The sequence below is a fragment of the Allobosea sp. P5_A5 genome (assembly GCF_056400625.1).
Genome location: NZ_JBFUKY010000007.1, coordinates 168,029 through 180,557 on the forward strand (window position 1 = coordinate 168,029; position 12,529 = coordinate 180,557).

Genomic DNA, 12,529 nt, shown 5'->3' on the forward strand with positions numbered 1-12,529 from the left:
ATGGTGAAAGTTCAATACAAGTGGTCTGCTGGGGCCAGCCTTGGCGAGCACTCCCGGCGAAAACACAAGATCCTCCGAGAATACCTTCGGGCATACCTGACGGTGCGCTGCTCCCTGCCGCGCGAGCGATTTCGGATCGCGATCGTCGATGGCTTCGCCGGCGGAGGGCGATACGACGATGGAGCTTTGGGGTCTCCGCTGATCATTATTGAGGAGCTGCTGCTAGCTTCACAGGCGCTGAATGCTGAGCGGGCGGGCCAAGGGGCTCGTGCTCTGGAGTTCGAGTGCCTACTCATTCTTAATGAAGCCGATCCCGAGGCTCTCCAGTTGCTCCGTGAGCTGTGCGAACCGCGCCTCGCGGCAATAAAGGAGGAGGCTCCCCGGCTACACATCTCACCTCGCTATCTCAACACGGAGTTCGAGGCTGCATATCCAGAGATAAAGGCTCTGATCGCTGCTGGACGCTATCGGAACGCGATCTTCAATCTCGACCAGTACGGATATGCACAAGTCGCGCGGGCTACGATGCAGGACATCATGGCATCGACCCAATCGGCCGAGATCATCTACACATTCGCCATTCAGAGCCTGCTGACGTTCCTAAGCAAGACAGATCCCGCAGTTTTGAAGCAGCAGCTTAGTCCTTTTGGGCTTGGCGAGAGTGTCCCTGCGGATCTCGATGGCCTCGTCAGCAAGCGGGATTGGCTGGGGGCCGCGGAGCGCCTGGTCTTCTCGACTTTTCGGAGCATCGCCGGATTCAGCAGTCCCTTCTCTATCAACAACCCGGAGGGCTGGCGCTACTGGCTCGTTCATTTCGCCAACAGTTACCGAGCGCGGCAGGTGTACAACAACGTTCTGCATCAAAACGCGTCCTACCAAGCCCATTTCGGCCGTTCTGGCCTGAACATGCTGGCATATGACCCTGGCCAGCATGGTGGCCTGCTGTATCTTTTTGAGAAGCAGGACCGGGCAGTTGCCCACGAGCAATTGCTGACGGACATACCCCGGTTTGTGACCGACTTCGGTGACATGATGTCAGTCGGCGAGTTCTACGAGGCCGTCTACAACGCCACCGCGGCCCATTCTGACGATATCCACGAGGCGATGATCGGGAGCGGCGAGCTTCACGTGATGACCGCTGAAGGTGGAGAGAGGCGCAGAGCCAGCACGATCACCATCACCGACACCTTGAAGCTCCGCCATCAGAGAAGCCTTTTCCCGATGTTCTTCAGCGGTAGCGCAACCCTCCCGAAGGACTGAGCACGGCCTGTCGAAAACCCTACCTGTTGCCATTTGATTGTTCGCGCGCTGCCATTTGAAAGTTCGCGCTACATGAGCTGCTCCCGCTTGACTCACGCCACCTCCCCATCCTACCCCCATCGACGGGACACGACCCCCCAACGGGTCGCGCCCATCTGTAAGGATGGAGACATCGATGGTGAATACGGTTCCGGCCACGCGTCCGCGCGTGCCGCATTTCTCGTCCGGCCCTTGCGCCAAGCGCCCCGGCTGGGCTCTCAAAAATCTTGGCGGGGCACCACTCGGCCGCTCGCATCGTGCGAAGGTCGGCAAGGACAAGCTCAAGCTCGCGATCGACCTGACGCGCGAGGTTTTGCAGGTCCCGGCCGATTACCGCATCGGCATCGTGCCCGCCTCCGACACCGGCGCCGTCGAGATGGCGATGTGGTCCATGCTGGGCGCGCGCGGCGTCGACATGGTCAGCTGGGAGAGCTTTGGCGCCGGCTGGGTCACCGATGTCGTCAAGCAGCTCAAGCTCCAGGATGTCCGCACTTTTGAGGCTGAATATGGCGAGCTGCCGAACCTGAAGAAGGTCGACGCTAAGACCCGCGACGTCGTCTTCACCTGGAACGGCACCACCTCCGGCGTGCGCGTCGCGGATGCCGACTGGATCGCGGATGACCGTGAGGGACTGACGATCTGCGACGCCACCTCCGCTGCCTTCGCGCAGAAGCTCGACTGGCCCAAGCTCGATGTCGTCACCTTCTCCTGGCAGAAGGTGCTCGGCGGCGAGGCCGCTCATGGCATGATCGTGCTCTCTCCCCGCGCGGTCGAGCGGCTGCTGACCTACAAGCCGGCCTGGCCGCTGCCGAAGATCTTCCGCATGACGTCGGGCGGCAAGTTGATCGAGGGCATCTTCCAGGGCGAGACGATCAACACCCCCTCCATGCTGGCGGTCGAGGATTATCTCGATGCGCTGAACTGGGCCAAGAAGGTCGGCGGGCTCGACGGGCTGGTGAGGCGGGCTGACGCCAACGCCCGCGTCGTCGCCAAATTCGTACGCGAGACTGACGGCATCGAGTTCCTCGCCGTGAAGCCGAAGACGCGGTCGAACACCTCGGTCTGCCTGAAGTTCACCGACCGGGCGGTGACGGCGCTTGCGCCCGATGCACAGGCTGCCTTCGCCAAGCAGGTGGCGAGCATCATCGAGAAGGCCGGCGCCGGCTACGACCTCGGCCATTACCGTGACGCCCCTCCGGGCCTGCGCATCTGGTGCGGCGCGACCGTGCAGGCGCGCGACCTCAAGGCGCTGATGCCGTGGGTGGCCTACGCTTTTGCCGAGGCGAAGGCTTCGCTGGGCAAGAAGGCGGCCTGACAAGGACGTCATGGTCGGGCTTGACCCGACCATCTCTTCCAGGGTGGGCGCCACCCTGCGCCTTCGCGTCCCGAGATGGCCGGGTCAAGCCCGGCCATGACGCTCTCTTTTCCCCTTTTCAGCGCAGAGCGCCTTCGCGCCGCGCCAGCCGGAGCTCCCCATGTCCGCCCCTCGCGTTCTGATTTCCGACGCCCTCTCGCCCGCCGCCGTGCAGATCTTTCGGGATCGCGGCATCGACGTGACCTTCGATCCCAATCTCGGCAAGGACAAGGACAAGCTCGCGGCCATCATCGGCGAGTATGACGGCCTCGCCATCCGCTCCGCCACCAAGGCCACCGCCAAGCTGCTGGAGGCCGCGACCAAGCTGAAGGTCATCGGCCGCGCCGGCATCGGCGTCGACAATGTCGATATCCCGGCCGCCACCGCGCGCGGCGTGATCGTGATGAACACGCCCTTCGGCAACTCGATCACCACCGCAGAGCACGCCATCGCGATGATGTTCGCGCTCGCCCGGCAGATCCCCGCGGCGGATGCCTCCACCCAGGCCGGGAAGTGGGAGAAGAACCGCTTCATGGGCGTCGAGATCACAGCCAAGACCTTGGGGCTGATCGGCGCCGGCAATATCGGCTCGATCGTCGCCGAGCGCGCCATCGGCCTGAAGATGCGCGTCATCGCCTATGACCCTTACCTCTCGCCCGAACGCGCGGTCGCGCTCGGCGTCGAGAAGGTCGAGCTCGACGAACTGCTGAAGCGCGCCGATTTCATCACGCTGCACGTCCCGATGACAGAGAAGACGAAAAATATCCTTTCTGCCGAAAGCCTGGCCCAGACCAAGAAGGGCGTGCGCATCATCAATTGCGCGCGCGGCGGGCTGGTCGACGAGGCGGCGCTGGCGGCGCTGATCAAATCCGGCCATGTCGCCGGCGCGGCCTTCGACGTGTTTTCGCAGGAGCCGGCCGAAACGAACCCGCTCTTCGGCCTCGACAACGTCGTCTGCACGCCGCATCTCGGCGCCGCCACCAACGAGGCGCAGGAGAACGTCGCACTGCAGGTCGCCGAGCAGATGAGCGACTATCTGCTGAAGGGCGCGATCACCAACGCCGTCAACTTCCCCTCGGTCACTGCGGAAGAAGCCCCGCGCGTCAAACCCTTCGTCGATCTCGCGGAGAAGCTCGGCTCCTTCCTCGGCCAGCTCACGGAGGCCCCGGTCAAGGGCATCCGCATCGAGTATGAAGGCGCGGTCGCGAGCCTGAACCTCAAGGCGATCTCGGCTGCCGCCATCACCGGCGTGCTCAGGCCCTTCCTGCCCGAGATCAACATGGTCAATTCGGCCATGGTCGCGAAGGAAAAGGGCATCGTCGTCGAGGAATTGACCCGCGAGATCGCCGGCAATCTCGAAAGCCTGATCCGCATCGTCGTCGATGCCGAGGACATGCCGCGCCACGCCGCCGGCACCGTCTTCCAGGACGGCAAGCCGCGCATCGTCGAAATCCGCGACATCCCGGTCGATGCCGAGTTCGCGCCGCACATGCTCTATGTCCGCAACGCCGACAAGCCGGGCTTCATCGGCGCCTTCGGCTCGGCTCTCGGCAATGCCGGCGTCAACGTCGCGACCTTCGCGCTCGGCCGCGACAAGCCGGGCGGCGACGCGATCTGTTATGTCGCGCTCGACGAGGCGATCTCCGACGAACTGCTCGACAAGATCCACGCCATACCGATGGTGAAGCGGGCGCGCCGGCTGAAATTCTGACTCGCTCAGGTTGCGCCGCAGCCCCGCCGCAATTCTGATCCCCTGTGGCGCACCACAGGGGATTTTCATGTCGCGCTTCCGTTTCACGCTCATCGCTCTCAGCCTGATCGCCGCCTCGCCGGCTTTCGCAGATTGGGACAAGGCAGCGCTCGACAAGGGCGTCGCCAAGATCGAGCGCCGCGCCAAGGGCCGGCTCGGCGTAGCCCTGCTCGACCTGAAGGACCACAAGCTCTGGTCGTATCGCGGCAGCGAGAGCTTCCCGATGCAGAGCGTCTTCAAGTTGCCCCTCGCGGTCGCCGTGCTGCAGCAGGTCGAGGCTGGCAAGCTCAAGCTCGACCAGCCGATCACCGTCACCCGCAAGGACATCTCGCTGTTCCACAGCCCGCTCGCCAAGCAGTTCAAGGGCGAGAGCGCGAGCTATCCTCTGCGCGAGCTGATCCAGCTGGCAGCGGGCCTGAGCGACAACACCGCCGCCGACCGGCTGATGCGGGAGATCGGCGGACCGCAGGTGGTGACGGCGATGCTGCGAGGTGGCGGCATCGAGGGCTTGTCGGTCGATCGTTACGAGCGCCAGTTCCAGCCTGAGATTTACGGGCTGAAGGGCTTCGGCTGGGACGAGGTGGTCGACGAGCCGCGTTTCCGGGCTGAACTCAAAGCGCTGAAGCCCAATTTGCGCCTGGCCGCGCTCGCCACCGCGCTGAAGGACAAGCGCGATGCCTCGACACCGGACGCCAGCGCCCGCTTTCTCGAAGGCTTCGCCCAGGGAACGTGGCTGCGCGACCCCGCGAACACCGCCTTTCTGACGAAGATCATCACCGAAAGCCCGATCGGCGCCGACCGCATCAAGGCCGGCCTGCCCGCTGGTTCGACGCTGGCCCATCGCACCGGCGCGGGGCTGACGACAGACGGCGTGAACCACGCCACCAACGACATCGGCATCGCCGCACTGCCGGATGGAAAGCGCTTCGTGATCGTCACCTATCTCGCAGGCTCGCGCGTCGATGCGCGGGAACGCGAAGCGGCATTAGCCGAGGTAGCGAAGCTGGCGGTAGCCGCGCAGCGTTGAAAAAACGCCGTCTGTTGCGGTTCCTTCCCTTGCGTTCGCTTGCATGCTCTCGCAATCTGACGCAGCGGGAGGCGACATGGGCAGTTCGGCGGGCAGCGCGGTCGAAGAGACATCTTCGTCCCTCTTTGGCGATGTTCGCCTCAACGACAATGCCGTCGTCGGCATGTGGTATTGGGACGTCCTCAACAACCGGCTCTACGCGGACGCCGGTATGGCCGATCTGTTCGGCGTCGACCGGGACGACGCGATGCACGGCGTCGAAGTCGATGCCTTCGTGAACGGCATTTACGCTGAGGATCGCGAGCGCGTCGCCATCGAGGTCGCGCGCTGCACTGAACTCGCGATCGACTTTCGCTATGAGTACCGATTGGCCGAGGACGATGGAGAACGTCGTCTCGCGGCTTTCGCGCGCTGCCACCGCACGCCTGATGGTCGGGCCAGCCATTATGTCGGGGTCGCGCTCGACGTCACGGAAATGCGAAGCGAGGACACCGTAACGGCTGCGGCACAAGTCGCCGACCATCTCATGAGGGCGTATCGGATCGCGACGGCGGGCAACGATGAAGAGCTCAAGCGCGAACTGAAGAAGACGCTGTTCCTGATCGGCTCGCGCCTCGCGATCGAGGCTGGCATCGTGCCGGGATAGCGATCTCGCGGTGAAGGCGGGGCGCTCGAAGCGGGAGGCTGGCTTAGCGCCCCAGCCTTTCCGCGATGAAAATGCCGCCGAGCACGAGGGCAAGCGCCACGGCGTGATAGAGCCCGAAGGGTTCGCCCAGGATCAGCACGGCGAGAATCGGCGCGAAGACGGGAACGAGATTGACGAAGACCCCTGCCCGTCCGGGCCCAATGATCTCGATCGCGCGAATGAAAAGCAGTTGCGACAGGATCGAGGGACCGATGACGGTGAAGGCCAGGATCGCCCAGCCGGCCGGGGTCGGCGCGTGGAAGCGGCCGAGCGCGATCTCGGCCGCGAAGAGCGGTAGGGAGACGACGCAGGCGAAGCATGCGATCGCGCTGAAGAAGACCAGTCCCGGGATAGCCGGGCGGTTGCGCACGCCGACCGTGTAACCGGCATAAAGGATGCACGCGACGATCATCATCAGGTCGCCCGCCGCGAAGCGAAACCCGGTCAGGACATGGATGTCACCGCGGCTCGCCGTCACCGCCACGCCCAGGAGCGTAACCATCACGCCCAGCGCCTGCATGGCCGTGATCGGTGTGCGATAGGCGAAGAAGGCGCCGATCAGGACGAAGACCGGGATCGCGCCTTGCAGGATGCCTATATTGATGGCGGAAGTCGAATAGGCCGCCAGATACATCAGCGTGTTGAAGGCGGTGAAACCGGTAATGCCCAGAAGGGCCATGAAAGCCCAGCGCGCCTTGATCTGCGGCCAGTACAGCGCGATCTCGCACCGCAGCAGGATCGGCATTACCAGACAGACGGCGACCCAGCGCAGGCTCGTCAGCGCCATCGGCGTGATGTTGCCCACGGCCAGCCGGCTGGCGACGGCGTTGCCGCCCCAGATCAGCGTCGTCACCACCAAAAGCAGGTAGGCATTGCCCCAGAGGCGTCGGGTCAGGCTCGGCGTCGATGTCGGGTCTGGGTGCACGCTGTCGGCCTGTCGCAATGGCATGTCCTCTGCCATAGCCTTGGGCGCGCCGCCTCTCCTATGAGCACCGGCGCACACCCGCCCGTCGCCCGATGCATCCCCAGCGGACCTCCAACGAAGAAAGCCTGCCCATGATCGAGACCGGCCATCGCGCGCTGCGCCTGCTCTTCGTCGACGGCAATACGCGCGCGCAGCGCGAGGCCCACGCGGCAGGCTATGGCGGCGTGAGCCCGGCTGAATCCTATGCGGCAGAGATGACGGTCATCGTTCCGGAGATCATTTCCGACATCTGCCTGCCGGCCGACGAAGGCGCCAATCTGCCCGATGGCGCCGGCCTGCAATCCTATGACGGCATCGTCCTCACCGGCTCGGCCCTGCATATCTATGATCTGGAACCGGCCGTGACCCGGCAGATCGAGCTGATGCGGGCGATCTATGCCAGCGGAACGCCCTGCTTCGGTTCTTGCTGGGGCATCCAGATCGGCTCGGTCGCGGCGGGGGGAACCGTCATCGCCAATCCGAACGGCCGCGAGGTCGGCTTTGCCCGCCGCATCGCCCGCACCGAAGCCGGCCGCAATCATGCGATGCTGGCCGGGCGCCCGGCCAGCTACGACGCACCGGCGATCCATCTCGACACCGTGGCGCTGCCGCCGCACGGCACCACCATTCTTGCCTCCAACGCCTACAGCCAGGTCCAGGCCGCCGAGATCCGGCACGATGGTGGGGTGTTTTGGGGCGTGCAGTATCACCCCGAATTTCCGTTGCGCCAGGTCGCCTCGATCCTCGGTCGCATGGTCCCGATCCTGATCGCCGAGGGCTTTCGCAAGGACGAGGCCGCGGCGATGACCTGGCTCGAGAATTTGCGCACGCTCGATCGGGACCGCGACCGCTGCGACCTCGCCTGGGCCCATGGGCTCGACCGCGAGGTGCTGGAGGATGCAAGGCGCGTCACCGAACTGCGCAATTTCCTGGAGCATCGCGTCAAGCCGCAGGCCAGCGCACGCGGGCGTGCCTGACCTAGCGATCTTCCGCCGAACAATCAGATGTGCAGTCGCGAAGGCAGGCCAACCCTAGCAAAGCATTGCCGAAATTTAATGATGATCGCGCTCGCAATTCAGGAACCCTAAGCTCACGGGAACGTTACCTCGCCAGCTGGGGCATCTTGGATTTGGAGTTTTACGATGCGCAACATGATCATCGCTATTGCGTCTGCCGCTGTTCTTACGACCGCCGCCCATGCGCAGACCGCAACCACGAGCACAGCGATGAAGCAGATCTATGTTGCCGCGAAGCCGACCGACGTTCTCAGCAGCAACCTGATCAACCTGAACGTCACCAACGCGGCGAAGGACAAGATCGGCGAGATCAAGGACATCGTGGTTTCGAACGGCCAGGTCACCGGCTACATCCTTTCCGTCGGCGGCTTTCTCGGCATGGGCGAGCACTACGTCATCGTCTCACCGGCTGCGCTGAAGGTGAACTATTCGGAGAACGACAAGAAGTGGTCGGCTCTGATGGAAACCACCAAGGATGCGCTGAAGGCGGCGCCGCAGTTCAAGTATGAAGGCCGTTGGTCCAAGTAAGCTCTGCGGGCAAGTAAGCCCTGCGGAAATGCCTTGGGCGACGATGTTCCAAGCCGTCGCCTGATCGCAGTTTCGTCATCGCAGACATCACAGGCGGCTCCGCTTCGGCGGGGCCGTTTTCGCGTGCGCGCTCAAACTTTCGTCGAAGGCTGGAACTCCCGACACCTGTCACGGATTGGTTCTGCAATCTCTGCGTGTACAACCGGAGGCTGCTATGGACGAGATGCTCTTCGTGACGGTGGGAATGGTCGTGGTGGCGACCGTCGCCTGGTATGCCTCGCAGCGCTGGAATCTCTAGCGATATCCCTGAGATTGCGGACCCTGTCGGGCTTTGCCATGCGTCCCGCATGACGGCCGTCCTGCACAGACAGACGGAACCCGCCGGGCGGACTAAAGCGCCATCTCGACTTCCCGGTTTCGCCCGAGATCGTTCATCCAGATCCGATATTTCGGCTGCGCAGCGAGTTGCAGCCCGTAGTGGCGGCGCAACGCAGCCGTCAGCCGCCCGGAGCGGCCAAGCTGCTCATCTGCAAACCCCACCATCACAGAATTCGGCCAGGCCTGAGGCCTAACGTCGCGCAGGCGCGCAAACAGCGCGTCCTCGTCCTCCTCGGGGTCAGCCTGCGCCATCAGCGTCAGCATCGCCGCCGTGGATCGCGAGATGCCCATATGACAGTGAACCAGCAGATGGCCGCTGGCCCGCCCGGTCGCCGTCTCGCGCAGGCCCTCGCCGAAGCGCAGGATCTCCACGACATGCTCCGGGGCGGGCATGATCTGGCCCGGTCGCGGATCGATGATGTCGTGGAACCGCAAGGTGACGCGATGGTGCTCGCCATAGCTTCCGAAGGCCTCGATCTCTCCACGGTCCGGATCGAGGACGGAGAGCACATGCGTGACTTCGCGCGCGCTGTTGCCCGGCAATTCGTCGATGCCGCAGATCGTCAGGGTCGAGATGGCGAGCGTCTTCATCGGCTCGCCCCTTATTCCGCCGCCATCGCCCGCAGGCCTCCCCCGAGCTCCTCCTCGACCAGACCGACCCAGTAGCGCGTGCCGGCCGGGATGATCGCGTCGTTGAAATCGTAGAGCGGCGTGTGCAGACCGGTGAAGGAACCGTCCGGGTTGACGCCGTTGCCGATGCGCATGAAGGCGCCGGGGCGCACCAGCATCATCTCGGCGAAATCCTCGCCACCGGTGCCGGGCCTGAGCTGGCCGTTGACATGCTCCGCCCCGGCCGCCGCCGTCGCAGCCGCGACCGCGACCCTGACCTGCTCGGCCTCGTTCACCAGAGGACTGGTCCCACGATGATAAGAAGGCTCGGCCTGGCAGCCCCAGGCCTGCGCTGTCGCCAGAGCAAGCTCGGCAATGCGCCGCTCCACCGTGTCGCGCACCTCGAGCGAATAGGTCCGCGCCGTGCCGCCGATGATGAGCTCGGAGGGAATGACATTGGAGGCGGCGACATCGCCGCCATGGATGTAGCCGACGCTGATCACGGCCGTGTCGAGCGGGGCGACGTTGCGCCCGACGATGCCCTGCAGGCCGAGCACGAAATGCGYCTGCGCATAGGTGATGTCGGTCGAGCGATGTGGTTGCGAGCCACCATGGCCGCCGACGCCGCGAAATGTCACCTTCCACGAATCGGCAGCCGCCAGGAATGGCCCGACCGCGGTGCCGAAGCTCCCCGTCGGCATGCCCGGCGTATTGTGAAGCCCGTAGATCGCATCGCAGGGAAAGCGCTCGAACAGCCCGTCGGCAAGCATGGCGTTGGCTCCGCCACGACCTTCCTCGGCCGGCTGGAAGATCAGGTTCACGGTCCCAGTGAAGTCGCGATTCTCGGCCAGGTAGCGCGCCGCCGAAAGCAGCATGGTGGTGTGCCCGTCATGGCCGCAGGCATGCATCCGGCCGTTTGTCTTCGAGGAATAGGGGAGATTGGTCGTCTCCTCCAGCGCCAGGCAGTCCATGTCGGCACGAAGCCCGATCGCCCGATCGCCCGGCTGATTACCGCGGATGACCCCGACAACGCCGGTCTGGCCGATGTTCTCGGTGACCTCGACGCCCCATTCGCGCAGCTTGTCGGCCACGAGCCTGGCCGTACGCACCTCTTCCAGCCCGAGCTCGGGATGGGCGTGGATGTCGCGGCGGATCGCGGTGAAATCGGCGTGGTGACGTTCGAGCCAGGAGTCGAGCTTGGTCATGATGGCGAGTTCCCCTTGGGCTTCGGGCCGGCGGCCGTGATCCGTTGCCCTTCCGCTGCGATCTTAGCCCATAGCGCCGATTGCGGCAGGATTACCGTGCGGATCGCGCAGAGCAGCCATGCTCGGTGGTTTCGGTAGGCTGCGCGCGCTGTGCGGAACCGCGCCCGCCAGCCGCGAAAACTTGACCTTCCCGCCGCGTTGGCTCATGAGGGCTTGCAAGGACCTGCCCCGAAACCCCGGCCTTGCGCCGGGGTTTTTCGTTTGCGCGGGCCGCTTGCATGGCAATGCGGTTGAACAGCAGGGACACCTCGCTCATGGCGAATGTTGTGGTGGTCGGCGCCCAGTGGGGCGACGAGGGCAAGGGCAAGATCGTCGACTGGCTGTCGAGCCAGGCCGATGTCGTCGTCAGGTTCCAGGGCGGGCACAATGCCGGCCACACGCTCGTCATCGACGGCAACGTCTACAAGCTCTCGCTCCTGCCCTCGGGCATCGTCCGCCCCGGCAAGCTCTCGGTCATCGGCAACGGCGTCGTGGTCGATCCCTGGCATCTGGTCGAGGAGATCGCCAAGCTGCGCGGCCAGGGCGTCGCGATCACGCCCGACAATCTGCGCATCGCCGACAACGCAACCCTGATTCTGCCGCTGCACCGCGAGCTCGACCATTTCCGCGAGACCTCGAACGCCGGCATGAAGATCGGCACCACCAAGCGTGGCATCGGTCCGGCCTATGAGGACAAGGTCGGCCGCCGCGCCATCCGCGTCGTCGATCTCAAGGACGAGGCGCTGCTGGAGGCCAAGATCGAGCGGCTGCTCGCTCACCACAATGCGCTGCGCCGGGGCTTGGGCATCGCCGAAGTGGACGGGGCCGAGCTGCTCGGCCAACTCAAGGCGATCGCGCCCGAGATCCTGCCCTTCACCGAGGCCGTCTGGCTGCTGCTCGACCAGCAGCGCCGTGCCGGAAAGCGCATCCTGTTCGAAGGCGCGCAAGGCGCCCTGCTCGACGTCGACCACGGCACCTATCCCTTCGTCACCTCCTCCAACATCGTCGCCGGCCAGGCTGCGACCGGCTCAGGGCTAGGACCGTCGGCGGTCGGCTATGTGCTGGGCATCGCCAAGGCCTACACCACCCGCGTCGGCGAGGGTCCGTTTCCGACAGAACTCTTCGACGAGATCGGCGAGCTGATCGGCACCAAGGGCAAGGAATTCGGTGTCGTCACCGGCCGCAAGCGCCGCTGCGGCTGGTTCGACGCCTGCCTCGTGCGCCAGACGGTCAAGACCTCCGGCATCGACGGCATCGCCCTGACCAAGCTCGACATTCTCGATGGCTTTAAGGAGATCAAGGTCTGCGTCGGCTACCGGCTGAACGGCGAGATCATCGAGCATCTTCCCGCCGGCCAGAGCGACCAGGCCCGCGTCGAGCCGGTCTATGAGACGATCGAAGGCTGGGAAGGCTCCACCGCCAACGCCCGCTCCTGGGCGGACCTGCCGGCGCAAGCGATCAAATATGTTCGTCGCATCGAGGAGCTGATCGGCGCGACCGTCGCCGTGCTGTCGACCAGCCCGGAGCGCGACGACACCATCCTCGTGCATAATCCTTTCGAGGGCTGACCTTTCTTTTGAAGGCTGCCTTGCCTCTCGAAGGTTGACCTGCCCTTTGAAAGCGACCTCGACCCTCGAAGGCTGAACCGGCCTTCGAGGGTTGACGCCACCTCCCC

The 12,529-nt window shown here is 64.6% G+C and carries 12 protein-coding genes; 9 read left to right on the top strand and 3 right to left on the bottom strand.

All coding sequences use genetic code 11. The annotated features are described in order from the left end of the window. From AC1DR6_RS15475 to AC1DR6_RS15495, 5 genes are all read left to right on the top strand, one after another. Complete coding sequence (locus AC1DR6_RS15475; RefSeq protein ID WP_476830135.1) at positions 1-1,260, top strand: three-Cys-motif partner protein TcmP; 1,260 nt, start codon at positions 1-3, stop codon at positions 1,258-1,260. Between the two features lie 175 nt (positions 1,261-1,435). Continuing rightward, positions 1,436-2,614 carry a phosphoserine transaminase gene (locus AC1DR6_RS15480; RefSeq protein ID WP_476830136.1) on the top strand — a complete coding sequence of 393 codons (1,179 nt, stop codon included), beginning with the start codon at positions 1,436-1,438 and terminating at the stop codon, positions 2,612-2,614. Between the two features lie 160 nt (positions 2,615-2,774). Next, positions 2,775-4,364, top strand: a complete 1,590-nt coding sequence (gene serA, locus AC1DR6_RS15485; protein WP_476830137.1) for a phosphoglycerate dehydrogenase — start codon at positions 2,775-2,777, stop codon at positions 4,362-4,364. A gap of 67 nt (positions 4,365-4,431) precedes the next feature. Further along, entirely contained in the window at positions 4,432-5,430 is a 999-nt protein-coding gene (gene bla / locus AC1DR6_RS15490; RefSeq protein WP_476830138.1) for a class A beta-lactamase, read from the top strand. A gap of 76 nt (positions 5,431-5,506) precedes the next feature. Further along, positions 5,507-6,076 carry a PAS domain-containing protein gene (locus tag AC1DR6_RS15495; protein ID WP_476830139.1) on the top strand — a complete coding sequence of 190 codons (570 nt, stop codon included), beginning with the start codon at positions 5,507-5,509 and terminating at the stop codon, positions 6,074-6,076. A 43-nt stretch (positions 6,077-6,119) separates the two neighbouring features. On the opposite strand, the gene AC1DR6_RS15500 is transcribed toward AC1DR6_RS15495, so the two are convergent. Further along, entirely contained in the window at positions 6,120-7,064 is a 945-nt protein-coding gene (locus AC1DR6_RS15500; RefSeq protein WP_476830140.1) for a DMT family transporter, read from the bottom strand. 107 nt (positions 7,065-7,171) lie between these two features. Between AC1DR6_RS15500 and AC1DR6_RS15505 the strand changes: the two genes are divergently transcribed. From AC1DR6_RS15505 to AC1DR6_RS15515, 3 genes are all read left to right on the top strand, one after another. Continuing rightward, a complete protein-coding gene (locus AC1DR6_RS15505; protein WP_476830141.1) occupies positions 7,172-8,056 on the top strand; it encodes a type 1 glutamine amidotransferase in 885 nt (294 codons plus the stop codon). Between the two features lie 165 nt (positions 8,057-8,221). After that, positions 8,222-8,623 (top strand): PRC-barrel domain-containing protein, encoded by a 402-nt coding sequence (locus AC1DR6_RS15510; protein ID WP_476830142.1) that lies wholly within the window; start codon positions 8,222-8,224, stop codon positions 8,621-8,623. Between the two features lie 175 nt (positions 8,624-8,798). Next, positions 8,799-8,921: a hypothetical protein gene (locus tag AC1DR6_RS15515; RefSeq protein WP_476830143.1), complete on the top strand. Its 123-nt coding sequence runs from the start codon at positions 8,799-8,801 to the stop codon at positions 8,919-8,921. Between the two features lie 92 nt (positions 8,922-9,013). On the opposite strand, the gene AC1DR6_RS15520 is transcribed toward AC1DR6_RS15515, so the two are convergent. After that, positions 9,014-9,592 (bottom strand): tyrosine phosphatase family protein, encoded by a 579-nt coding sequence (locus AC1DR6_RS15520; protein WP_476830144.1) that lies wholly within the window; start codon positions 9,590-9,592, stop codon positions 9,014-9,016. An 11-nt stretch (positions 9,593-9,603) separates the two neighbouring features. Then, complete coding sequence (locus AC1DR6_RS15525) at positions 9,604-10,815, bottom strand: M20 aminoacylase family protein (RefSeq protein ID WP_476830145.1); 1,212 nt, start codon at positions 10,813-10,815, stop codon at positions 9,604-9,606. 314 nt (positions 10,816-11,129) lie between these two features. Between AC1DR6_RS15525 and AC1DR6_RS15530 the strand changes: the two genes are divergently transcribed. Further along, positions 11,130-12,422 carry an adenylosuccinate synthase gene (locus tag AC1DR6_RS15530; RefSeq protein WP_476830146.1) on the top strand — a complete coding sequence of 431 codons (1,293 nt, stop codon included), beginning with the start codon at positions 11,130-11,132 and terminating at the stop codon, positions 12,420-12,422. Positions 12,423-12,529: the final 107 nt, after the last annotated feature.

Coding starts and splice junctions, on each gene's coding strand:
- AC1DR6_RS15475 (WP_476830135.1), top strand. CDS start 1: ATGGTGAAAGTTCAATACAAGTGGTCTGCTGGGGCCAGCCTTGGCGAG.
- AC1DR6_RS15510 (WP_476830142.1), top strand. CDS start 8,222: ATGCGCAACATGATCATCGCTATTGCGTCTGCCGCTGTTCTTACGACC.
- AC1DR6_RS15505 (WP_476830141.1), top strand. CDS start 7,172: ATGATCGAGACCGGCCATCGCGCGCTGCGCCTGCTCTTCGTCGACGGC.
- AC1DR6_RS15495 (WP_476830139.1), top strand. CDS start 5,507: ATGGGCAGTTCGGCGGGCAGCGCGGTCGAAGAGACATCTTCGTCCCTC.
- AC1DR6_RS15530 (WP_476830146.1), top strand. CDS start 11,130: ATGGCGAATGTTGTGGTGGTCGGCGCCCAGTGGGGCGACGAGGGCAAG.
- bla (WP_476830138.1), top strand. CDS start 4,432: ATGTCGCGCTTCCGTTTCACGCTCATCGCTCTCAGCCTGATCGCCGCC.
- AC1DR6_RS15480 (WP_476830136.1), top strand. CDS start 1,436: ATGGTGAATACGGTTCCGGCCACGCGTCCGCGCGTGCCGCATTTCTCG.
- AC1DR6_RS15500 (WP_476830140.1), bottom strand. CDS start 7,064: ATGCCATTGCGACAGGCCGACAGCGTGCACCCAGACCCGACATCGACG.
- AC1DR6_RS15520 (WP_476830144.1), bottom strand. CDS start 9,592: ATGAAGACGCTCGCCATCTCGACCCTGACGATCTGCGGCATCGACGAA.
- serA (WP_476830137.1), top strand. CDS start 2,775: ATGTCCGCCCCTCGCGTTCTGATTTCCGACGCCCTCTCGCCCGCCGCC.